The 22230-nt window shown below is 72.8% G+C and carries 15 protein-coding genes and 9 pseudogenes; 8 read left to right on the forward strand and 16 right to left on the reverse strand.

Features of this window, described 5'->3' with window-relative positions:
* Positions 1 to 3: 3 nt before the first annotated feature.
* From UK82_RS21030 to UK82_RS21040, 3 genes are all read right to left on the reverse strand, one after another.
* Positions 4 to 1341 carry an oligosaccharide flippase family protein gene (locus UK82_RS21030; protein ID WP_236706236.1) on the reverse strand — a complete coding sequence of 446 codons (1338 nt, stop codon included), beginning with the start codon at positions 1339 to 1341 and terminating at the stop codon, positions 4 to 6.
* Positions 1342 to 1402: 61 nt separating this feature from the next.
* Complete coding sequence (locus UK82_RS21035; RefSeq protein ID WP_082121570.1) at positions 1403 to 2368, reverse strand: FkbM family methyltransferase; 966 nt, start codon at positions 2366 to 2368, stop codon at positions 1403 to 1405.
* A gap of 68 nt (positions 2369 to 2436) precedes the next feature.
* Positions 2437 to 3432, reverse strand: a complete 996-nt coding sequence (locus tag UK82_RS21040; protein WP_044883074.1) for a UDP-glucuronic acid decarboxylase family protein — start codon at positions 3430 to 3432, stop codon at positions 2437 to 2439.
* A 322-nt stretch (positions 3433 to 3754) separates the two neighbouring features.
* Between UK82_RS21040 and UK82_RS21045 the strand changes: the two genes are divergently transcribed.
* From UK82_RS21045 to UK82_RS21060, 4 genes are all read left to right on the forward strand, one after another.
* Positions 3755 to 4993 carry a glycosyltransferase family 4 protein gene (locus UK82_RS21045; protein ID WP_236706237.1) on the forward strand — a complete coding sequence of 413 codons (1239 nt, stop codon included), beginning with the start codon at positions 3755 to 3757 and terminating at the stop codon, positions 4991 to 4993.
* A gap of 133 nt (positions 4994 to 5126) precedes the next feature.
* Entirely contained in the window at positions 5127 to 5978 is an 852-nt protein-coding gene (locus UK82_RS21050; protein WP_044883015.1) for a TylF/MycF family methyltransferase, read from the forward strand.
* A gap of 101 nt (positions 5979 to 6079) precedes the next feature.
* On the forward strand, positions 6080 to 6644 hold a 565-nt coding region (locus UK82_RS21055; protein WP_236706238.1), incomplete at its 3' end, for a protein-tyrosine-phosphatase.
* A 565-nt stretch (positions 6645 to 7209) separates the two neighbouring features.
* Positions 7210 to 8295 carry a Gfo/Idh/MocA family protein gene (locus tag UK82_RS21060; protein ID WP_236706251.1) on the forward strand — a complete coding sequence of 362 codons (1086 nt, stop codon included), beginning with the start codon at positions 7210 to 7212 and terminating at the stop codon, positions 8293 to 8295.
* A 2-nt stretch (positions 8296 to 8297) separates the two neighbouring features.
* Here UK82_RS21060 and UK82_RS39130 read toward each other — a convergent pair.
* The 4 genes and pseudogenes from UK82_RS39130 to UK82_RS21070 all read right to left on the reverse strand — a co-directional run.
* A partial coding sequence (locus UK82_RS39130; RefSeq protein ID WP_236706239.1) for an EAL domain-containing protein occupies positions 8298 to 8702 on the reverse strand: 405 nt, incomplete at its 5' end.
* 1 nt (position 8703) lies between these two features.
* Positions 8704 to 10160: pseudogene (locus UK82_RS21065) on the reverse strand (putative bifunctional diguanylate cyclase/phosphodiesterase); the annotation flags it as partial.
* Positions 10161 to 10525: 365 nt separating this feature from the next.
* The gene (locus UK82_RS34120) at positions 10526 to 10684 is read right to left on the reverse strand and encodes a hypothetical protein (RefSeq protein ID WP_173667331.1); all 159 of its coding nucleotides are present in this window, start codon (positions 10682 to 10684) and stop codon (positions 10526 to 10528) included.
* A gap of 3 nt (positions 10685 to 10687) precedes the next feature.
* Positions 10688 to 11560, reverse strand: a complete 873-nt coding sequence (locus UK82_RS21070) for a class E sortase (protein ID WP_095212091.1) — start codon at positions 11558 to 11560, stop codon at positions 10688 to 10690.
* A gap of 202 nt (positions 11561 to 11762) precedes the next feature.
* On the opposite strand from UK82_RS21070, the gene UK82_RS21075 reads away from it, so the two are divergent.
* Positions 11763 to 12641, forward strand: coding sequence for a glycosyl transferase (locus tag UK82_RS21075; protein WP_055408882.1), 879 nt, complete (start codon positions 11763 to 11765; stop codon positions 12639 to 12641).
* 115 nt (positions 12642 to 12756) lie between these two features.
* Here the strand turns inward: UK82_RS21075 and UK82_RS39135 are convergent.
* Together UK82_RS39135 and UK82_RS39140 are read right to left on the reverse strand one after the other, a co-directional pair.
* Positions 12757 to 13187 (reverse strand): annotated as a pseudogene (locus tag UK82_RS39135) (class I SAM-dependent methyltransferase); the annotation flags it as partial.
* A 17-nt stretch (positions 13188 to 13204) separates the two neighbouring features.
* Positions 13205 to 13656, reverse strand: a pseudogene (locus tag UK82_RS39140) (class I SAM-dependent methyltransferase); the annotation flags it as partial.
* 258 nt (positions 13657 to 13914) lie between these two features.
* Here UK82_RS39140 and UK82_RS21085 point away from each other — a divergent pair.
* Together UK82_RS21085 and UK82_RS39145 are read left to right on the forward strand one after the other, a co-directional pair.
* The coding region (locus tag UK82_RS21085; protein WP_236706240.1) for a glycosyltransferase at positions 13915 to 14787 on the forward strand (873 nt) is incomplete at its 3' end.
* A 1-nt stretch (position 14788) separates the two neighbouring features.
* Positions 14789 to 15132 (forward strand): annotated as a pseudogene (locus UK82_RS39145) (glycosyl transferase family 1); the annotation flags it as partial.
* Positions 15133 to 15319: 187 nt separating this feature from the next.
* Here UK82_RS39145 and UK82_RS21090 read toward each other — a convergent pair.
* From UK82_RS21090 to UK82_RS21105, 7 genes and pseudogenes are all read right to left on the reverse strand, one after another.
* Complete coding sequence (locus tag UK82_RS21090; protein WP_044883070.1) at positions 15320 to 16273, reverse strand: bifunctional 2-polyprenyl-6-hydroxyphenol methylase/3-demethylubiquinol 3-O-methyltransferase UbiG; 954 nt, start codon at positions 16271 to 16273, stop codon at positions 15320 to 15322.
* 165 nt (positions 16274 to 16438) lie between these two features.
* Positions 16439 to 16481 (reverse strand): annotated as a pseudogene (locus tag UK82_RS41615) (hypothetical protein); the annotation flags it as partial.
* Position 16482: 1 nt separating this feature from the next.
* Positions 16483 to 17419: pseudogene (gene rpoD / locus UK82_RS21095) on the reverse strand (RNA polymerase sigma factor RpoD); the annotation flags it as partial.
* Position 17420: 1 nt separating this feature from the next.
* Positions 17421 to 17617 (reverse strand): annotated as a pseudogene (locus UK82_RS39150) (RNA polymerase sigma factor region1.1 domain-containing protein); the annotation flags it as partial.
* Positions 17618 to 17747: 130 nt separating this feature from the next.
* Positions 17748 to 19057: pseudogene (locus UK82_RS21100) on the reverse strand (toprim domain-containing protein); the annotation flags it as partial.
* A 1-nt stretch (position 19058) separates the two neighbouring features.
* A pseudogene (locus tag UK82_RS39155) lies at positions 19059 to 19547 on the reverse strand (CHC2 zinc finger domain-containing protein); the annotation flags it as partial.
* Positions 19548 to 20011: 464 nt separating this feature from the next.
* Positions 20012 to 21274 (reverse strand): deoxyguanosinetriphosphate triphosphohydrolase, encoded by a 1263-nt coding sequence (locus UK82_RS21105; RefSeq protein ID WP_044883009.1) that lies wholly within the window; start codon positions 21272 to 21274, stop codon positions 20012 to 20014.
* A gap of 289 nt (positions 21275 to 21563) precedes the next feature.
* Here UK82_RS21105 and UK82_RS21110 point away from each other — a divergent pair, with 289 nt between their 5' ends.
* Entirely contained in the window at positions 21564 to 22103 is a 540-nt protein-coding gene (locus UK82_RS21110) for a PH domain-containing protein (protein WP_009739724.1), read from the forward strand.
* Positions 22104 to 22230: the final 127 nt, after the last annotated feature.

Below are 22230 nucleotides of genomic sequence, written 5' to 3' on the forward strand. Positions count from 1 at the left end.
ATCTCACCTTCCGCCACCGAGCGGCATCGGTCGGCGCATGCCCGCCGCCCGTGCCACGAGCAGCCCATATGCCCGCGCCGGTACCGTGCGGGCCGACACGTCGACCGCACGCAGCACCGCACGGAACAGCAGCAGGAACGACGCCGTGTAGGCGACGGACGACGCGATCGCCGCACCCTCGATCCCGAGGACCGGCACCAGCACCGCGAGACCCACGACGGTGAGCACGCTGCCCACCCCCTCGCAGCGCGCAACGGTGAGCGCCCGGTCGAGGCCGCGCAGCACGTCGTCGGTGACCCGGTTGCAGCCGAGCAGGGCCGCGCCGGGCGCGAGCAGCCACAGCAGGTGGACGCTCGGCGCGTACCGCGCGCCGAGGACCAGCGGGACGACCAGCGGGGCCAGCGCACTCATCGCCCCGATGACGACGATCCCGCAGGCCAGGCTCGCCCCGACGGCAATCATCGCGGTCCGCCGGGAACTGGTGGGCGTCCGATCCGCGTCGGCTGCGCCGCCCTGGCGGGCCAGCCGAGGCATGGCGACGTTGCCGAAGGCGACGCAGATCGGCTGGCTGACCAGGCTCATCGACACCGCGACGGCGTAGTAGCCGACCTTCGCGGGTTCGACGAGCAGGGCGAGGAGGAGGATGTCGAGCTTGGTGCTGAGCAGGTAGGGCAACGTCGAGAGGAACACCCCGGCGCCGTAGCGCAGTAGTCGGTGGGCCTCCCGCCGGCGGATCCGGCCGCGATCGGGGACGTCGAGACGCCACAGCAGTGCGGCGAGCGCCGCCTGGACGGTGATCGACACGAGCAGGCACGCCACCGTGGCGCCGAGGGTGAGCCCGACCGTCGCTGCCAGCACCCCGATGCCGGCGAGGTGGAGCAGTGGCTGGACGGCCCGGGTCAGGTTCCACATCGCCAACCGGGTCGCCTGCAGCGCGAAGACCCAGCAGGCCGAGACAAAGATGATCGGCTGGGCCGCGAAGACGACACGGAAGGCCGTGGCCGCCGCATGATCGTGCGGCAGGACCAGCGACGCGGCGAAGAACCCGCTGACACCCACGACCGCACCGAGAGCCAGCAGCAGCGCCCCGCCGGTACGCACGACGTCGGGGGCCCGCCGCGGGTCGCGGGCGACGAAGAAGCAGATCGCCGCGGTCAGTCCGCATTCGCCCACCGCCGCCGCGGCCAACGCATAGGACGTCACCACCGCGTAGGCTCCGCGGCCGGCCGGTCCGAGCAGTCGGGCCAGCAGGACGCTCATCCCCGCCCCGACGACGGTGACGGTGAGACTCGTCGCGGCGCTGGCCCGCACCCCGGCGAGGTATCCACGGTCACGCTCCACGGACCGGTGCCGTCCCGCCAGAGCCCCTGCCTGCCTGTCCGGGCGGCGTGCCGTCACGGGTTCACGTCGTCTGGTTGCGGGGGAACGGCGTGCGGTGCAGAGCCGCGACGACCGGGTCGAAGCGGGCCCAGCCGGGATGCAGCGCGAGCACGTTCGCGGTGAACTCCCCCTCGTCGGCGAGCCCTCGGCGGGTCAGGTTGAACAGGCGGTAGCCGGCCCTGGCGAGGACGTCGATCAGCTTGCCCCGCGCCTGGTCACCCCGGCGGGTCAGATGACTCGGCAGCATCTCCAGCAGCACCGCGGGGCGGTGTGCGCGCAGCAGCTCGGTGGCGCCGAGGAGCACGTCGAGCTCGAACCCCTCCACGTCGATCTTGATCAGGTCGGGACGACGATGGCGGGCGGCATGCCGGTCGAGCGTCGTCGCCGGCACCGTCAGCACGGCCGCGTCTGCCGGGGAGACCACGCTGCCCGGGGGGACCTGGTGGGTCAGTCCCGAAGCACCGGGATGCAGGCGCAGCCTGACGGTCCCGGCGGTGGAGCCCACTGCCGCGGCGGTCGGGCGAACCTGGGTCAGCCCGTTGCGGGCGGCCAGGGCGGTGAGAACCGCGCGTGGCTCGGGCACCGGTTCGAAGGCGTGCACCTGACCGGTCGGCCCGACCGCGCCCGCCGCCCACAGCGTGTAGACGCCGATGTTGGCGCCGACGTCGTAGCAGCAGTCACCCGGACGCAGAACGGTGTCGAAGACGCCGGCCAGCGCCGGCGGTCGGTAGCACAGCTCGACCAGGTCGCGGACGGACCCGTCGCGGCAGTCCGGCAGCTCGAAGACCATTCCGTTGGTCAGTCGGCCGCGCAACGGTCCGGTGAAGCGGGGGGTGCCACGCACCCAGCCGGTGACCCGGTCGCGCCCGCGGATGTCCGGCAGCGCCGCGGCCAGCCGCCCGGCCGCGCGCCAGCGCAGCGGGGCGCGCGGCGCCCCGGTCGCGCACGGACCGGTGGTTGCGGCAGTCCCGGAGACAACAGAGGTCACTCACTCTTTGTATCAGATCGATTACCAAGAGTGTGGCAACCTGTCGCCGCCCGGTCGGAAACCCCCGCTCAGCCGCCACCCGCCCGGGAACGCGGCGCCCCGCTCTGCCGGGGTACAAGCGCCGCCGGCGGCCCGGCCGCCCGGTTGCGGAACCAGTCGACGGTCCGGCTCAGCCCGTCCACCAGGTCCACCCTGGGTCGCCAGTCGAGCGCCTCCCCGGCCAGGGTGACGTCCGGCCGACGCACACTGGGATCGTCCTGGGGCCGCGGGACGAACACGATCGACACCTCCTCGCCGCACAGCCGCACCACCAGCCGGGCGAGTTCCAGCATCGACAGCTCGCTCGGGTTGCCGAGGTTCAGCGGCCCCGGATGCTCGGCGTCGAGCATCCGGACCAGACCGTCCACGAGGTCGTCGACGTAGCACAACGAGCGGGTCTGCGAGCCGTCGCCGGCCACGGTCACCGGCTGGCCGCGCAGGGCCTGGGTGATGAAGGTCGGCACCGCCCGGCCGTCATCCGCACGCATCCGGGGGCCGTACGTGTTGAAGATCCGCACGATGCCGGTGCGAGTGCCGTGGGTGGCGCGGTGCGCGGTGGTCAGTGCCTCGGCGAAGCGCTTGGCCTCGTCGTACATGCTGCGCGGGCCGACCGGGTTGACGTGACCCCAGTACCCCTCGGGCTGCGGGTGCACCTGCGGGTCGCCATACACCTCGGAGGTGGACGCCAGCACGAACCGGGCCCCCTTGCGCCGCGCGAGCTCCAGCAGCCGGCGGGTGCCCCAGGCGCCCACCGCGAGCGTCTCCAGCGGCAGCGCCCGGTAGTCCACCGGCGAGGCCGGGGAGGCCAGATGCACCACCGCGTCGACCGGCCCGGCGACGTCGACGGACCCGGTGACGTCGCGGCGCAGCATCCGGAAGGCGTCCAGCGCCCGCAGCGGGTCGATGTTCTCCGGCCGGCCGGTGAGGAAGTTGTCGACGCAGATCACCTCGGCCCCGCCGGCCAGGAGTCGCTCGCAGAGATGACTACCGAGGAAGCCCGCTCCCCCGGCGACGACGACACGCATGGACATCACAGCTTCCCCAGCTTCTCTGGCGGAGCCGACCTCGGCGCACCCGGCCGGGCGATCGGGCCGGGTCAGGCCGCTCACGAAGAGTATGACTCATAGCACAGCATGTCACGGTCGACTTGGATGACCCGCCGATCCCGGCCGCGATGACCGCCCGTTCGGACCGGACGAGGGACCGGTTCCACAACACATATCTACAGTGTGTTGATTAACGAACACGCATCGTGAAGACTGGCGCTCCCGGCAGCCCGACAGCCGACAGCCCGACAGCCCGACAGCCGGCCGGCCGCTCGGAGCGGCGGCCCCGAGGAGGCGCAGCATGCCCATGACGTCCACCTCCCGGCCGACGGCCGTCACCGCCGTCGTGCCCCATCCGATCCAGCACTTCGCGCCGCTGTACCGGGCCGTCGGCGAGGGACCGGTGGACCTGCGGGTGCTGTTCCTGTCCCGCGCCGGCCTCGACCGCTACTTCGACCGGGGCTTCGGAGCCGAGGTGCGCTGGCGGCCGGACATCACCGCGGGTTACCGGCACGAGTTCGTCGCCGACCTGCCGCTGCGACCGGAGTGGCGCCAGCCGGTGGCCAGCACCCGGGCAGCGGGCCGGGTATGGACGGCGCTCGACCGGCTGCGGCCCGACTGCGTGCTGGTCCACGGCTACCGCCACGTCGGCTCGCTCGCGGCCCTCGCCTGGGCCCGCCGGCGCGGCGTCGGCGCCCTGATGATGGGCGACAGCGAGCTGCTCGGCCACCGCGCGGCCCGCGTGCGCGCCGCCAAGCGGCTCGCCCTGCCGCCGCTGCTCGGCCGGGTGGACGCGTTCCTCACCGTCGGCGACAACAACGAGGACTATCTCGCCCACTACGGCGTCCCGCGGGAGCGGATGTTCCGTACGCCCTACCCCACCGAGCAGGCCGCACTACACAAGGCGGTGACCGATCGGGCCACCCACCGCGCCGCCGTCCGCGCCGAACTCGGGATCGCCCCGGACGCGGTGGTCGCCCTGTGCGTCGGCAAGATGATCTCCCGGAAACGCCCGCTGGACATCGCCGACGCCCTGCGGATCGTCGCCCGCGCCCCACGCAGGCCCGACACCCGGGAGCTCGTCGTGATCATGGCGGGCGACGGGGTGCTGCGGCCCGCCCTCGACGCGGCGGCTGCCGGCCTCGACGGCGCGCTGCGCGTGGTGGGCTTCGCCGACCAGGAACGACTGCCCCGCCTGTACGCCGCCAGCGACCTGTACCTGCATCCGGCACAGCGTGATCCGCATCCGCTGGCCGTGAAGGACGCGGTGCTGTGCGGCCTGCCGGTGGTGGTCAGCGACCGGGTCGGGTCGATCGGCCCGACCGACGACGTGCGCCCCGGCCGCAACGCCCGGATCCACCCCGTCGGCGATGTCGGCGCGCTCGCCGGCATCCTCGACGAGCTGCGCCGCCGGCCCGACCTGCTTGCCGCGATGGCGTTGGAGTCGGAGAAGGCGGTGCCGGACATCGACCTCGACGCCTCGATCGATGGGTTCCACCGGGCGGTCGCCACCGTGCGCCGCTCGGCGCGGCCGCGGTGACCCGTCCCGACCGCACCGTCCCGACCGATCTCGCGGGCCGCCCGCACCCCGCGATCCCCGCGCTTCGCGCCCCGCACCACCACCGCCCCCGTCACCGACCTCACCGGCGATCCATCCCCATCCAGGAGCGACGATGACCACGACGCCGACCGTCACCCGCGACGACCTGCCCGACACCACGTCGCGGTACCTCGATCTCCTCCGGTCCACCCTGACCTGCTCCCTGTGGGACGGCGGGGACGGCAGCGTGTGGGAGGCGCGCGGCGGCGCCCGGCGCATCCTGGCCCTGGCCGCCGAGCGTCAGGGAGTGGAGATCGTGAAGAGATCCTCACCCGATGCCCGCGGCGACGGGCGGGACTGGCCGAGACTCGCGCACACGATGACCGGCGACGAGCGCATGCGCAACCTTCAGGAGTGCACCGAGCAGGTGATCCGCGACGGCGTCCCCGGCGACCTCATCGAGACCGGGGTGTGGCGGGGCGGGGCCTGCATCCTGATGCGCGGGGTGCTGGCGGCCTACGGGGTCGACGACCGCACGGTCTGGGTCGCCGACTCGTTCGCCGGGTTGCCGGTGCCCGACCCGCGCTACGCGGCCGACACCGGCGACCGCCACCACGAGCACTCCGCCCTCGCCGTCTCCATCGACCAGGTACGGGAGAACTTCCGCCGCTACGGCCTGCTCGACGACCAGGTCCGCTTCCTGCCGGGATGGTTCCGCGACACGCTGCCCGGCGCGCCGATCGAACGCCTGGCGGTGCTGCGCCTGGACGGTGACATGTACGAGAGCACCATCGACGCGCTCGGCGCGCTGTATCCGAAGCTGTCCCCCGGCGGCTACTGCATCATCGACGACTACGGGGCGGTTCCCGGTTGCCGGGCGGCCGTGGAGGACTACCGGGCCGCCCACGGCGTGTCCGAGCCGATCATCCAGGTCGACTGGACGGGCGTGTACTGGCGCCGGGGCAACGCGCCCCGTCCGGCATGAGCACCACCGGCTGGCCCCGCCCCGCCACCCGGCCGATCGGACCCGGTGAGGCTGGCGGAGCGGNTGGGGCGGGCGAGCAGCGTCGGCCATGGACGGTGCTGATGGTCTGCACTGGCAATCTCTGCCGCTCGCCGCTGGCCGAGCACCTCGCCGCAGTCCGGTTCCGCGCGACGCCCGGCGCGGCGCCCGTGTTCCACAGCGCCGGGGTGTGCGCGGAGCCGGCCGCGCCGATGCACCCCCATGCCGCGGCGCTGCTGCGCGCGCGGGATGTGGACCCCGGGGCGTTCCGCGCCCGGCCGCTGACCGCGGAGCTGATCGGCGCCAGTGACCTGGTCCTGTGCGCGACCCGGCGGCACCGCTCGGCGGTGGTCGCCCTCGCGCCGCGCGCCCTGCGCCGGACCTTCACCGTGCGCGAGTTCGGCCGGTTGACCTCCGGGGTGCGCCCCGCGGACCTCCCACCGGGTGAGCCGCGGCTGGCCGGGGAGTACCTGACCGCGGCCGCCTGGCGGGTCCGTGCCTCGGGCCGCATCGTGCCGGCGTCGATCGACGACCTGGCCGATCCGCTCGAGGGCGGTCGGGACGAGTTCGAGACCTGCGCCCGGATGATCGACGAGGCGCTGTCGGGTCCACTGGCGTTGCTCGCTGGCGCCTGCCACGCCCAGCCGGNCGGATGGGCGACGGCGACGGCGACGGGATGAGGGTTCTCATCGCGCAGCGCTGGGCCGACGGCTTCCTCGACGAGACCCCGACGGCCGGGCAGGCACGCATCCGCCCGTCCGTCTGGATCACCCTGGTCCCGGTGGACGACCAGTTCTTCGTGCGGTCGGGCGGCTCCCGGGCGTTGGCCGCCTACACCCGCGAGTTCGGGGCTCGGGCGGTGGCCCGCAAGACCGCCAGCCGGCTGCGGGAACGCGACCGCAACCGGCGGTACGTGGGGGTCGGGCTGGGCACGGTCGAACCGGGCCCGTCCCCGGCGGGCGAGCCCCCGGCGGAGGAGCCCTCGGCGGGCGTCCCGGCGGCCGGCTCGCCCGTGGCCTTCGTCGCGCCCTGTCACCCGGCGTGCATGGAGCGAGTCGTCCTGCACCGCGACCTGATCCGCCCGGTCCACCCGGCAGGCGTCCCCCGGCCGGCCGGGCCCGGTGCCCGGCCGGGCCGGGCCACGATCGTCCACCGGGCCCGACCGGCGAGCCCGCCGCCGGCGGTCGACGACGCGCTGGTCGGCTGGTCGCCGATGGCGGGGATCGCGCTGGACCCGGCGGCCGTCGACCGACTCGTGGCGTGGCTCGCGGTCGAGTGGCGCGGGGCCAGGCCGGACGACCGGCTGCTCACCGGCGCCAGCCCGATCGCGTCCAGCACGCGGCGGCGCCCGGCGCCCGGTGCCGGCCGGCCCACCGCGGCCCTGTTCGGGCTCGGCCACTACGCCAAGACCCAGATCGTCCCGCACATCGGCGAGCACCTCGACCTCATCCGGGTGCACGAGCTCGATCCCGTGCAGATCGGCGTCCGGCGCACCGACCGGTGGTCGTGGGACACCTCGCCGCTGCCGGCCGACGACGACCAGGCGGACGTCCTGCTGATCGCCGGCTACCACCACACCCACGCACCGCTGGCCCGCGCGGCGCTGCGCCGCGGCTCGGCGGCCGTCGTCGAGAAACCCGTGGTCACCACCGAGGAGGACCTCGAGGAGCTGGCGAAGCTCATCGACGGCGGCGGGCGCCTGTTCACCTGCTTCCAGCGCCGCCACTCGCCGATCAACGCCTGGCTACGTGAGGATCTCCGCCTCGGCGAGGCCCGCGAGCCGATGGTCTACAGCGCGGTGGTGTACGAGGAGCCGCTGCCCGCTCGGCACTGGTACCGCTGGCCGGCCTCGCGCACCCGGCTGGTGAGCAACGGCTGCCACTGGATCGACCACTTCCTGTGGCTCAACGACTTCGCGCCGGTGCGCCGTGCCACGGTCACCTCCGCCCGCACAGGCACCTTCACCGTGTACGTCGAGCTCGTGAACGACGCGATCCTCGCACTCGTGCTGACCAGCGCCGGCGGCAGCCGCTACGGCCTGCGCGAGCACACCGAGCTGCGCGCCAACGGGGTGACGGCGACCATCGTCGACGGCGCCCGCTACACCGCCGAGGCCGGCTCCCGGATCCTGCGCCGTCGCCGGGTCAACCGGCTCGACAGCTACCCGGCGATGTATCGCGGGATCTGCGAGCGGCTCGTCGCGGGGGCGCCGGGCGACGACGCGCGGGAGATCAGGGCGGTCGCCGAGCTGACGCTGCGGCTGGACGCGGCGGCGACCCGGCAGGGGTCGGGTTCCTGAACTCAGGAGGCCGCGAGGTCGGTCTGCATCCGGTAGCCGGTCGCCCGCCAGGCCGTGGCGGGCGCCGGGGTGCCGCGCAGGCCGGCCGGCCACTGGCCCGGCCGCGGCGTGCCCGCGCCGGCCGACGGCGGTGCCGACAGCGCCGGGATGGCCACAGCGGCACCCCCCGGCACCCTGCCGGCGCCGACCAGGGCGGCGCCCGCCGACGTCCCGGCGTCGGCGGGGACGGCGAGCCGGGCGGCCCACTCACGCAGCCACCCGACGACCCGGTCGCCCGTCATCGGCCCGGCGACGAAGAAGCCCTGCACCTCGTCGCACTGCCAGTCGGCCAGTGCCTGCCAGGACCGTTGGGTCTCCACCCCCTCGGCGACGATGCGCAGCCGCAGCGCATGGGCGAGCGAGACCGTNGAGCGCACGATCTCGACCGCCGCGGGGTCACGGTCGAGATCACGCAGGAACGTACGGTCCAGCTTCACCTCGTCCGCCGGCAGTTCGCGCAGGTAGGTCAGCGAGCAGAAGCCGGTGCCGTAGTCGTCCAGGCTGACCCGCACGCCCAGGCTGCGCAGACCCGCCAGCGTGCGGCGGGCCGCCTCCCGGGCCTCGATGAGGCTGTCCTCGGTGACCTCGACGACCAGCGCCGACGGCGGGAGCCGGTGGCGGCCGAGCGCCGCGCGGACCACGCCGACGAAGGCGCGGTCGACGATGACCGACGCCGGCACGTTGACCGAGACCGTCAGCGGTGCCCCCCCGGCGTGCCAGCCCGCGCAGGCGGCCAGCGCCTGGTCGAGGACGTGCATGGTGAGTTTCGGCATCAGCCCCGCCCGGTCGAGCTCGGCAAGGAACACGTCGGGCGGCCGCACCCCGTCGACCGGATGGCGCCAGCGCACGAGCGCCTCGACCCCGCTGATCCGGCCGCTGCGCAGGTCGGCCTTCGGCTGGTAGCTCAGTTCGAGCTGGCCGCGGTCCAGCGCCTGGCGAACCTCGGCCCGCAGCAGCAGGCGCGCCCGGTTGATCGGGGGATGCGCCCGGATGTAGACCGCCTGCCCGCACCGGGACCGCTTCGCGGCGTGCATCGCCTCCTCGGCGTGGCGGAACAGCTCCAGCGCCGTCCGGCCATGCTCGGGGGAGCAGGCGATCCCGATGCTCGCGTCGGGCCGGACCGGGGTGCCGGCGAGCAGGACCGGCAGTTCGAGCGCCTCCCGCAGGACGGCCGCGAGCCGCTCGGCGCTCTCGACCCCGCCGCCGCGCAGCAGCACCGCGAAGGCGTCGCCGTCGACCCGCGCGAGCGGGGTCGAGCCGGGCAGGGCAGCGAGCAGCCGCCGGCCCACGGTGACGATCAGCCGGTCGCCCTGCTCGTGGCCGAGGGCACCGTTGACGTCGCGCATCCGGTCGAGGTCGAGGAGCAGGACCGCGACCGGCGTCACGGCGCGCGCCCGGTGGCCGCCGCCCAGGCTGCGGCCGACCGCGTCGAGGAAGTGCCGGCGGTCGGCGAGCCCGGTCAGCTCGTCTCCGGCCCAGCGCCGCCGCCCCCGCCAGTAGCCCCCTCCGGTGCCGCCGCGGGCGCGTCCCCTGCCGGACCGCACCGCGGGGACGAGGACCGCGGGGACGAGGACTGCGGCGAACGCGGCGAGGGAGATCGCGGCCGCGCCGACGCGACCCCCGGCGCCGGATAAGGCCGGCGGGCGCACGAATCCGACCACGAGCGCCAGCACGATCAGCACGGCGAGGACGGCCACCGCCGGGCGGGCGACGCCGCGGCCGCCCCGGCCGGGCGGGCGGCGTGACGATCCGCGACCGCCCGGTCTCCACGCCACGCCGCCGAGGCGGAGCACCGAACCACGCCGTATCCGATCCGGCCATTTCATTGAATTCCCCCGAAGCCGATCCCGCAATGCCCTTGCGCCGCTCTCCGGACCGGCTGTGGCTGACCCACTCGCCGCCACCTCCACCGGCCCATCCGGCCCCACGCCCACGCCGATCTCCGCGCTATCCGAGCGTAACGCCGCCCAGTTCGCAGGGTATCCGATGCCCGACTTTCCGGTGGCATCGGCTCAGCCGTCCGGTGCCCCCGGCCCGCTCCCGCGACCATCGGGTCCTAATGCCCGGGAAGGCGTTGCCGAATTCCACTCCGTTACCCGATGGGACCAGGCCGTCGCCATTTCGACTAATCCGCTGGTCCGGCGACGGACGAGCGGGGGCCGGCGGCCCGCCGCCGTCGAGTCGACGCCCATCAGTCACCCAGTGTGACTCGACCGTTCGGCAACACCGTCTCCACCGCAGGGAAGACCACGAACATCAGCAAGGCCACGATGACAAGCACCGCAATGACTGCCAGGGTCAACCGGAGCCGGGGCGGACCGGGCAGGTGACGGTAGAACCACGCGTACATCGCTCACTCTCCCCTGAGCGCCGGGGGCACCCCGGCGGACTTCACGGTGGTGTCGACCAGCTCGCCGTACACGATCAGTCGATGGCTCGCCGAGAACTTCGGATGACAGGTGGTCAGGGTGATCAGGTCCTTGGCTGGCGCCACTCCCGGTCGCTTGGGGACCGGATAGGTGACATCCACCCGGTTCGGCGTCACGACCTCGGAGCCGGTGACCCGGTAGGTGTAGTAACGGTCCCGGACCTCGACGACAAGGGGATCGCCAACCTTCAATTCATCGAGACGACTAAACGGTTTTCCATACGTCGTCCGATGCCCCGAAACGACGAAGTTGCCGAGCTGACCGGGCATGGCCGTACCCGGAATATGGCCTGGTCCGCGCCGCAGGTCGGCGGCGGCGACCCCCTCCACGACGACCGGAGAATAGTCCCGACCGAATCGCGGCACCCGCAGGATCGCCAGACCGTCGCCGAGATCGACCGGCGGCGGCGGAGCCGGCCGCACCCGATCGCCGGCGGGCGCCCGCGGTGCCGGTGGCCGTCGCCAGGCCTGGTCGAGCTGGTGGTGCAGGCGATCCTGGGTCCGCCCGGCGAACAGGTCGGTGACCCACAGCTGGTAGGCGAGGAACAACGCGACGACGATCCCGGCAGTGATCAGTAGCTCGCCGAACCCACGGGCCAGCCGGCCGGCGAGCATCCGCCGCCACCCGGCGGCGGGAGCGCTCTCGCCGCCGGACGCCGGGTCCTCGACGAGCACCGTGGGCGCGTCGGCCGCCGGAACGGCCGGCCGACCGGGTCCGGGTATCCCGCCCGTCGCCGGACCGCTCGACGCGGTTCCCTGCTCGTCTTCGGCCGCCGGGACCGAGGATGCTCCAGCCACGCCATCACCCTAAGGCATCGTTCAACTACTTCTAGCAATCTATTCGGGAGATCGATCGGGCGCCACACCTCCGCCGCAGCGGGCCTACACCTCCACCTTGCATTACACCGTGACACGATTATGCTACTCTCTGCATCCAGTCGGTGGCATCGTCGCGCGGCCGCCAGGACTCACGCTCCGCTCGACCGAGGCAGGGGGCCCGATGAAGACCGTGGCGGTCATCGTCCACTGGGGCCCGCACCAGCCCACGGTCGAACTCGCGGAACGCCTGGACGCAAGCCCGTCGATCGCCCAGGTCACCATCGTGGCCAACGACGGTTCGACCCGGCCGGCGGAGCTGGCGACCTCCGTGGCGTGGATCCTGCCGCCGCGCAACCTCGGCTTCGGCGGCGGTTTCCAGCTCGCCGTCCGGGACTATCCGGCGGCGGGCGCCTACCTGCTGGTCAACAACGACATCCGGATCGACGAGGCGACGATCCGGGCGTGTCTGGACCTGCTGACCGGCACCAACATCGGGGTCGTCGCCCCCACCCTCATCAACGGGGACGGCCTGCAGTCCGGCTCGGCGCGGCTGAGTCCGGTCCTCGTCGCACCACGGGCCCGGCGCCCCCCCGACGACCGGCCCTGCGAGGCGGACTGGGTCACCGGCGCGGTGATGTTCATCAAGGCCGAATGCCTGCGACGGGTCCCGTTCGACGGCCGGTACTTCCTCGGCTTCGAGGACGTCGACTTCTGCTACCGGGTCCGGGAGGCCGGGTGGAGCGTCGTGCTCAGCCCGCACCGGGCCTGGCATACCGGCAGCACCATGATCCCCCACCGCGGCAACGCCTACTACATCGTGCGCAACCGGCTGTGGTTCACCCGCATCCGCGGCTGGCGGCTGCGCACGACGCTGGTCGCCGCCGTCACCGCGGCCGTTGTCCTACCCCGCAGTGTGGTGCTGGACGTGGCGCGCGGGCGGGGACTCGAGACGACAGCGCTGGTCCGCCACGGCCTGATCGACGGCCTCGGCCCCCTGCCGCCCCCCGGCGACCCGAGGGCCGACGAGCCGCGCGTGGCCCACTGGACGGCACGGCGATAGCCCCGGACCGTACGTCCCCCGCGCCACCCGACCGTCGCGCACCCCGGACGGTCGGCCCCGCTGCGCCGACCGACTGCAGGTCGCCGGTGGCAGACGTGGCTTGCCGGTCCCGCTCTCACGGCCGCCGGGACGGTGTCCGTGGGCCGGCCCCGGCCTCGGCGCCGACCCGCCCGATGACCGCCGGCGGCCGGGACGACCCCGGACTCTGCGCCGGCACGACCACGGGTGCGCTTTCGGGCGTGCCGAGCTCGACGCCGGCGGCGGGAGCGGGGGCGGGGGTGGCGAGGAACAGTGCCTGCCACGCGAACATGTTCGGCCACCGGGCGAGAACACGGTGGTCGGCACCGCGCGTCAGCCCGCGCGGCAGCACCTCGCGGCTGCGCCACCACGGCAGGCCGCCGGTCGTCGCGTGGGCGACGAGGCGCAAGCCGTTGTCCGCCAGCAGACGCCGCGCCGAGTCCACCGTGTAGAAGCGCAGGTGGGTGGCGTCCATGAGCCCGGTTTCGGTGTACTCGAAGCGCCCGAGCAGAAACTGCGCGCGCTGCCNNNNGTGCNGCACNNNNGGCAGCGCCACCAGGATGCGCCCGGCCGGATCGACGACCCGGCGGGCCTCGGCCAGCAGCGGCGCGGGCTCGGCCAGGTGTTCCAGGATGTGGGAGAGCAGGACGAGCTGGTAGCTGCCGTCCGGCGCGAAGGACAGCCCGTCGTTGAGATCGGCAAGTTCAACCTGTTCGCACTCCACGCCCGCGGCCGCCCGCTCCGAGGGGTCGATCGTCACACCGGTGACGCGCCAGCCCCGGGCCCGCAGCAGCCGGGCGTTGTCCCCCGCCCCGCAGCCGCAGTCGAGCGCCCGCCCCGGTCGGATGTCGATCAGATCGAGCAGGTCGGAATTGCCGCCATTGCGATACCGCAGATCGAGTTCCATGTACGACTCCCTTCGCGCCGGCACGGCACGCGTCCTCGACCTCAGAGACAAGGCCCGATGTTTACATAGAGTAATGCCATCGTGACGCATAATCGTCGACCTCGCGCCGGGACCACCGTCGGCCCCGTGTCGGCCGCAAAGGAGCCTCCGCTGGAATCGGGCATACGTGCGTCGGACCGGCCGCGAGCACCCTCCCCACGCCGGTCGCCGCGCGCCCGAGCGGGTCCCCCGACACCCTTCCCGCCTCGCGCGAAGGCCACTGCAAGTATGTGGATCAATCCCCAAGGTGCCGATGACACGGCACTCAACGCGGATCGAACACCTGGCGAGAGATTAGCATCACCTTCCGTGCCGCTTCCTCGCCGATTTCCTGCCCTCTCCCCCGCACCCGCACCCGCACCCGACCAGCCCACGCGCGTGCTGCTGCTGACCGTCTCGCGCGGGCTCGGCGGCGGCATCGAGCGTTACCTCACCACCGTCGAGGAGACGCTGCGGGCCGGCGGGGCGGACCTGCTACGGATCGACATGCTGGGACCGGGGGTCGAGCTGACCGCCGCCGCCCGCGCCCGTTTCACCCTGCGAGCGCTCGACCAGGCCCGGCGCTTCGGCCCCGCGGACAGCGTCGTCGCCGGCCATGCCAACCTCATCCCGGTCGCCGCCGCCGCCCTGCGGTTGACCCGGGCCCGTTTCGGCCCGGTCCTGTTCTACGGCACCGACATCTGGGGCATGCGCGCCACCGACCGGGCGATCCTGCGGGTCGACCCCCTGCTGCACCCGGTCACGATCAGTTCCTACAGCGCGGGGGCGCTGTCCACCGTGGGCCTTGCCCCCATCCTGCCGCCCGGCATCTCCCCGGCCTGGCGGGCGATGCTGCTCGCCGAGGCGAGCCGGCGACGGCCGCTACCTCCGGTCCCCACCATGCTCAGCGTGTTCCGGCTCGCGGACTGGGCGGGCAAGGGCGCTGCGGTGCTGATGGAGGCGGTACGCTCCGTCCGGCAGACCCTGGGCCCGGTCCGGCTGGTGCTGGCCGGCCAGGGCCCGGCTCCGGGCGCGCTGCACGAGCTGGTGTCCGCGGATCCCGACACCGAGCTGTACGAGTCTCCGACTGACGAGGACCTCGCCCGGTTCTACGCCACCGCCGACCTGTTCGCCCTGTGCACCCGCACCCGACCGCGCGGGCCGGCGGCCAGCGGCGAGGGCTACGGCATCGTGCTGTTGGAGNCCCAGCTCGCCGGGTGCGCCGTGGTCGGCCCGGCCTCCGGCGGCAGCCACGACGCCTACCAGGACGGTGTCACCGGCTCCACGCCCGTCGACGAGTCCGCCGAGGCCCTCGCCGACGTGCTGCGCGCCATGCTCGCCGACCGGGCGCGCCTCGCCCGCATCGGGCGGCGCGCCGCCGAATGGGCGGCGGCAGCCACCCGGCCGGACGACTACGTCCGGCTCGTGTTCACCGCCCTGACCGGGCGTCCCCCCGCCGACCTCGGCGGGGCCGAGCTTCCCCACCAGCCGGCGGACGCCCCGCACGGCAGGACCCGCGCCGGCGCACCCTCGCACTCGGGAGCATGACGAAGATCATGGCCGACTGCGCCGACACCCGCATCGGCGGCGCGAAACGCCTGCTGCACGAGTCCGATTTCTACCTGCGGGACCGCCGGCTGCCCGAGCTCCGGGTGATCGGGCGCGACCGCGTCCGCCGCGGCGGATCCAGGCCGCTCAGCAGACGCAGCTCGCTCAGCGGGTCGGGTCGGGTCGCTCAACGGGTCGGGTCGGTGTTCGCCGGCGCCGGACCGATGGGCTCCAGATCGAACGGCTCCAGATCGAACGGCTCGACGGGCGTCGCCTGGACCGGCACCGTGAGCCCGCGCGACGGCGTCGCCACGGACGCCGCGGCCACGTCAAGGCGCCGGGCGACCAGCAGATGCTGACCGGCGACGTCGTCGTCGACATCGACGAACGAGGCCACCGCCACGAGATCCAGCTCGCCGAATCCGGCCGCCGTCACGAGTCGGCGCACCTGGTCGGCGCTGCGGCCGAAGCAGTTCAGCGCGAACCGGCGCTTCAGCCGGCCCGCCAGCTCGCGCTCGGCGCGCCACTGCGCCTCGGTCTGCCAGCGGGGGTCGTCGACGACCACGTGCGCGAGCAGCCGGCCGCCGGGGCGCAGCGCGGCGTGCCAGCCACGCAGTGCGTGCGCGAACACCTCGTCGGTGAGGTGCTGCACGACCGCGACGGAGTAGACGACGTCGACGTCACGGCCACCGCGGATGAACTCGTCGACGGTGAGGTAGTCCAGGTTAGGGGCCGGGTTCAACACCCGCGCGCAGGCGAGCGCGCCACGGGAGACGTCGACCGCGGTCACCGAGTGGACCCGCGGCGCCACGGCCGCGGCCAGGTAGCCGGGGCCGCAGCCGACGTCGAGGACATCGTCGTCCGCATGCAGGTAACGGCCGAGCACCTCGTCGGCAAGCACCTGCCGGGTGTGCCGGATGCGCTCGGCCACCGCGTGACGGTCATGCTCGCCGGGCTGGAAGTAGTGCGGGCTCCAGGCCAGCAGGCGCAGCGCGACCGCCGGGCGCCGCCCAGCCGGAGTCACGGCCAGCAGCGCAGGCACCCATCGAGCGCCGAGGAAGTTCTGCGCACCGGCTGTCGCCACGGCGAATCCCGCCAGCGGGCGTAGCCGGCATGCGACGGCGGATCCCCTGGCAGCCATGCTCGCCATCCTCTCGGCCGGACAGACGGCACCGAGTGTGCCGCCGCGCACCGGGCCGACGAGCGTCGATGGACAGCAGCCACCGAGGATCAGGACACCGACACTAGCCAAGAGTAATATTGTCGCCACTCATGGTCAACGACCCGAGTGACCACTCAGGCGCTTCTACTCCAGGTAGTCGCGCAGCTTCTGCGAACGCGACGGGTGGNGAAGCTTCGACAGCGTCTTGGACTCGATCTGCCGGATGCGCTCGCGGGTGACGCCGAACTCGCGCCCGACCTCCTCCAGCGTGCGGGGATGGCCGTCGGTGAGCCCGAAGCGGAGCTGGATGACCTTCTTCTCCCGGTCGGAGAGGGTGTGTAGGACCGAGTCGAGCTGCTCCTGCAGGAGAATGAAGCTCGCCGCGTCGACCGGGACGACGGCGTCGCAGTCCTCGATGAAGTCGCCGAGGTGGGAGTCCTCCTCCTCACCGATGGGCGTCTCCAGCGAGACCGGCTCCTGGGAGACCTTGAGAATCTCCCGGACCTTGTCCGGGGTGAGGTCCATCTCCTTGGCGATCTCCTCCGGGCTCGGCTCGCGGCCGAGGTCCTGAAGGAGCTGCCGCTGGATGCGGATCAGCTTGTTGATGGTCTCGACCATGTGTACCGGGATGCGGATCGTGCGCGCCTGGTCGGCGATGGCACGGGTGATCGCCTGCCGGATCCACCAGGTGGCGTAGGTCGAGAACTTGTAGCCCTTGGTGTAGTCGAACTTCTCGACCGCGCGGATCAGGCCGAGGTTGCCCTCCTGGATGAGGTCCAGGAACAGCATGCCGCGACCGACATAGCGCTTGGCGATCGAGACGACGAGGCGCAGGTTCGCCTCGACCAGCTTGCGCTTGGCGATCTGCCCGTCGCGCTCGATGGCCTCGAGATCCCGCCGCATCTGCGGGGAGGTCTTCTTCGTCGCCACCGCGAGCTTCTCGGAGGCGAACAGCCCGGCCTCGATCCGCTTGGCGAGGTCGACCTCCTCCTCGGCGGTGAGCAGCGGGACCTTGCCGATCTCCTTGAGGTACATGCGCACCGGGTCGGAGGTCGGCGCCTTGAGCGCGAGCTCCTCCTCCTCGCGGCGCCGGCGGGCGAGCAGATCGGCCTCGTCGGGGTTCTCNCCCCCCGCCTCGAGTACCTCGATGCCCTCGTCGTTGAGCACCTGCAGCACCGTCTCGGCCTGCTCCGGGGGCAGCTCCGCAGCCTGGATGGCGACCGTGACGTCCTCGGTGGTGAGGAAACCGATCTCCTTGCCCCGGGTGATGAGGTCCTTGACCTCGTCCACCTGGGCTTCGCGGGGTAGGACGGTAGGACTCATGGGCGGAATCTCGTCACTTCCTTCTCGGGATCGACCCAGGTTACGCGGCACCTACGCCCCGCTCCCGGAGTTGATGCTTGTGCTGTTCCAAAGCGATCAGCTCACCGTAGGCACGGTTGAAGGCCTCGGNGTCGGCCACCGGGTTAAGCCGCTGCACTCGCGACTTCAGGTCGGTGATCCGACGTGTCACATGCAACTCCTGTACGCGTGACATCTGTTCGTCGACATAACGATCATCCACATCGTGGTCGCAGAGCACCCTTTCCACGGCGAGGGCGGTGACGAAACGTCGCAGCCCCTCCTCCGTCGCCGCCGCGGACAGCTCCGTCGCCCACGCGGCGACGTCGCCGGTCCTCGCCAGCCCCCCGTCCACCCCACCGAGACCCGCGATGAGCTCACGGACGGCACGGTGCGCGGGAACAGTGAACATCTCCGGGGCCAGCGTGTCGAACATCGGCCCTGCAAGTCCCGGAAACTGGACCGCGAGTTTGAGCGCCTCACGCTCCACGATGACGACCGGGTCGGTCGCGGCGGGCTCCCGGCGGCCCACCGCCGACGCGACGGCGGCGGACCGGCCGCCCGTCTGCTGCTCCCGGTGCTCGGCGACCCGGCGCGCCACGAACCGCTCGTCGAGGAAGCCCAGCCAGCGGTCCAGGTTCACCGCGTGGCGGTGGCGCAGACCGGCGTCCTTGATCCGGTTGATCAGCGGGGCCGCGGCGTCCAGGGCGGCGAGGCGTCCCTCGGTGGTATCGAGGTCGTAGCGGGCGAGCACCCCGCGGATCGCGAACTCCACCAGCGGGACGCGGCGGGCGACCAGCTCGCGCACGGCGGCGTCACCGCCGCGCATCCACAGCTCGCATGGGTCGAGCCCGGCGGGTTCCACCGCGACGAACGTCTGGGTGGCAAAGCGCTCCTCGTGCTCGAACGCCCGCAGGGCCGCCTTCTGACCGGCGGCGTCACCGTCGAAGGTGAAGATCACCTCGCCGCGGCGCTCGTCGGAGTCCATGAGCAGCCGGCGCACGACCCCGACGTGTTCCGGGCCGAAGGCGGTGCCACAGGTCGCCACAGCCGTGGTGACCCCGGCGAGGTGACAGGCCATCACGTCGGTGTAGCCTTCGACCACCACGACCTGGTATCGCCGGGCGATGTCGCGGCGGGCCAGCTCCGCCCCGTAGAGCAGGCTCGCCTTCTTGAACAGCGGTGTCTCGGGCGTGTTGAGGTACTTCGGACCGGCGTTCGGCGAACCGTCCTCGGCGAGGCGGCGCCCGCCGAAGCCGACCACCTCACCGGCGAGGTCGCGGATCGGCCACATGAGCCGGTGGTGGAACCGATCGATCAGGCCCCCGCGGGCTCCCTGTTTGGACAGCCCCCCGAGCACGAGCTCCTCGCCGGTGAAGCGGCGCGACAGCAGGTGGCGGGTGAGCGTGTCCCAGCCGGTCGNGGCGTAGCCGACGCCGAAGCGCTGCGCCGCTGTGAGATCGAAGCCCCGGGCGGTGAGGAAGTCCCAGCCGGCGCGGGCCGAGGGGTGACCGCCGAGCTGCTCGGCGTAGAACTCGGCCGCGATCCGGTGCGCCTCCAGCAACCGCTGGCGCTGGCTGGACACGGTCCGGTCGGTGGTGCCACCGCCCTCGAAGGTCAGCGTGACCCCGGCGCGCCGGGCCAGCCGCTCGGCGGCCTCCCGGAAACTCAGCCCGTCGATCTCGCGGACGAAGGAGTAGACGTCGCCGCCCTGCTGGCAGCCGAAGCAGTGGAACAGGCCGGTGGCCACGTTGACGTAGAAGGAGGGTGACTTCTCCTCGTGGAACGGGCACAGCCCGACCAGCTCGTTGCGCCCCGCCGGGCGCAACTGGACGTGTTCGGAGACGACGTCCGCGATCGGCGAGCGCTCCCGGACCAGGGCGACGTCGGCGTCACGGATTCGTCCGGCCACCCGTCCCTCCCCTCGTCCGTGTCGGGCGAGAGGTACCTCGCCCGGGGCAGAACGCCCGCCAGTAGTGCGCCATCCCGTTCCCGCGTAGCCGATCATCACGGCACCGTCGCCGTGCCCCCGGCCGATGTCGGCGGTGAAGGCGGCCGCGACGCCGCTCACATCGGTCCTACCGGTGCGATGGTACGTGTCGTAAGCACGACAGTACCGATCATGCCACGGGAATGTTGAGGACAATGGCCGCCACCTGCATCCCGGGCCGGAAGAGCGGACTCGCGGCCGGCCGCGGCAACCCTCCCTCCGACGGGGGAGACGCCCCTACCCCGGGTGGGGACGGGTTCGTTCCCTCCGCCGGGGGTGCGATGATCACCCGCGTGGGGGACCCCGCACCGCCCCGCGCCGCGCGCCGGCCGACACGGCGCCACCCGCAGCCGCCGCGGGCGGGCGCCGACCGGCGATCGGGCCGCTCAGAGCACACGGTGCACCGGCTGCCCGCGCAGCGCGGCGTGGCGCCGCTCGGCGCTCGCGTCGGTCAGCCGGGCCACCTGGTCGACGACCACCCGCAGCCGGGCGGCGTCGTCCGGGGCCGCCTCGAAACGGGCGCGCAACGACGGGTCCAGTGATCGCGGCGCACCGCGCAGCAACAGCTCCACGAGTTCGGCGACGACCTCCCGCTGCCGGGCCTGCCGGGTCCGCGCGCCCGGCCGCTCCATGACGTACCACGCGGTGACCCCCTTGAGGGCGGCGCATTCCGCCACCGTGGCGGAATCCACCGCCAGGTCCGCGCCGTAGCGCCACAGCGGACCCTCGGGATGGCGTTCCCGCGTGGCCCGCACCGCCGCCCGGGAGAACCGCGCGATCAGCTCGCTCGTCATCGCCCGCAGCGCCGCCTGACCGCGGGCCGACGTGATCTCCGAACGGATCCACCAGGGTTGGGCACGCAGCGTGTCCAGAGCCGCCGACACCGCCGCCGCCGAGGCGCCCGGATAGCGCTGCGCGGTGGCGACCGCCAGCTCCTCGCGGTGCCCCGGATCGTCGAGCGCGGCGAGCTCGATGTGGCCGCCGACGACCCCGTCCTCGAGATCGTGGACCGAGTAGGCGACATCGTCGGCCCAGTCCATGATCTGGGTCTCGAAGCACCGCCGCCCCGGCGGGGCGCCCGCGCGCACCCACTCCAGCACGGGCAGGTCGTCGTCGTACGCGCCGAACTTGCCGGCGTGCTCCGGCGGGGCGTCCTGGCGCGCCCACGGGTACTTGGTCGCGGCGTCCAGGCTCGCGCGCGTCAGGTTCAGCCCCGCACTGCGCCCCTCGTCATCAACGATCTTGACCTCCAGTCTCGTCAGCTCCCGCAGGCTCTGCGCATTGCCCTCGAACCCGCCGCAGGCCGCCGCCGCCTCGTCCAGCGCCAGCTCACCGTTGTGCCCGAAAGGGGGATGTCCGAGGTCGTGTGCGAGGCACGCCGCATCGACGAGGTCCGCATCGGCTCCCAGCTCCGCCGCGAGTTCCCGCCCCACCTGGGCGGTCTCGAGCGAGTGGGTGAGCCGAGTACGCGGGAAATCGTCGTCGAGCGGGCCTACGACCTGCGTCTTTCCCGCCAGCCGGCGCAGCGCGCTGGAGTGCAGCACCCGCGCCCGGTCCCGGGCGAACGGGGGCCGCGGCTGCGGTGTAGCCTTCGGGCGTTCCGAGACCCGACGGACCGTATCCGAAGCGTCATACCACTCACCGACCACGAGGTTGAGCGTATCGGCGCGATTCGGGGACCTCGGCCGATCGCAGCGACGATACTTTGTGCGCACCCTTCCNAATCGGCCCGGAGGCCCGCCGTGGACAAGATCATCAAGTATGGCGCGATCGCGTTCGTTATCTTCTTCGTGGTGACCGCACCGAACAGTGCGGCCAGCATCATCGACCGCGTGTTCGGATGGTTGCAGTCATGGGCCGACGGGGTGTCCACGTTCGTCACCGACACCGCTCTGTAATGCCCGCCCAGGCGGCCCTGATGTCTGGGACACTGCGGACGTGGTGAGACTTCAGCTCCCGGATCCGGCCCAGCGCGACACCAAGTACCTGGCGTCGCAGGAACGCCTGGTGATGATGGTGCGGCTGCACTGGGCCGTCCTGCTCCCCGTCTTCCTCCAGACCCTGGGTGCGGTGCTGCTCGCCCTGGTGGCGAACATCCTGTTCGCCGCGCAGGACGTCGACGCGGGCTTCATCACCACACTGTTGTGGTACTTCGCGCTCTTTATGATCTTGCGGATGCTCTGGAAGGTCGCCGACTGGCAGTTCGATCATCTGATGATCACCGACAAGCGGCTGCTGAAGGTGTCGGGGATCTTCTTCCGCAAGGTCCAGACGATGCCACTGTCCAAGATCACCGATCTGACCTACAACCGGGATCCGCTAGGCCGGCTGCTCGGTTACGGCGAGTTCGTGGTCGAGTCCGCTGGTCAGGACCAGGCACTATCCAAGATCCAGTTCCTGCCGCGACCGGACCGGCTCTACCTCACCCTGGTCGACATGACCTTCGGTGGGGCGCCGTCGCCGGCCGGCGACGACTGACGCCGGCGGCACGGATCTCACCCGCGGGGGACGACGCGGGGGTGGCCGCGTAGCCGGGACTGCCGGGCGTGTGACGGCGCCGAGCCCTGGTGGCGCGGCCACGGGCGTAACGATGGCAGCGGGGCCG

Origin of the sequence: Frankia sp. ACN1ag, from assembly GCF_001414035.1 — a bacterium.
In the GTDB taxonomy this organism is placed as follows: Bacteria; Actinomycetota; Actinomycetes; order Frankiales; family Frankiaceae; genus Frankia; species Frankia torreyi.

Bases quoted from the DNA above. Each gene is read 5' to 3' on its own strand.
- UK82_RS21050 (WP_044883015.1), top strand. From the start codon at position 5,127: ATGACCACGACGCCGACCGTCACCCGCGACGACCTGCCCGACACCACG.
- UK82_RS21045 (WP_236706237.1), top strand. From the start codon at position 3,755: ATGCCCATGACGTCCACCTCCCGGCCGACGGCCGTCACCGCCGTCGTG.
- UK82_RS21075 (WP_055408882.1), top strand. From the start codon at position 11,763: ATGAAGACCGTGGCGGTCATCGTCCACTGGGGCCCGCACCAGCCCACG.
- UK82_RS34120 (WP_173667331.1), bottom strand. From the start codon at position 10,684: ATGTACGCGTGGTTCTACCGTCACCTGCCCGGTCCGCCCCGGCTCCGG.
- UK82_RS21090 (WP_044883070.1), bottom strand. From the start codon at position 16,273: ATGGCTGCCAGGGGATCCGCCGTCGCATGCCGGCTACGCCCGCTGGCG.
- UK82_RS21040 (WP_044883074.1), bottom strand. From the start codon at position 3,432: ATGCGTGTCGTCGTCGCCGGGGGAGCGGGCTTCCTCGGTAGTCATCTC.
- UK82_RS21060 (WP_236706251.1), top strand. From the start codon at position 7,210: ATGGCGGGGATCGCGCTGGACCCGGCGGCCGTCGACCGACTCGTGGCG.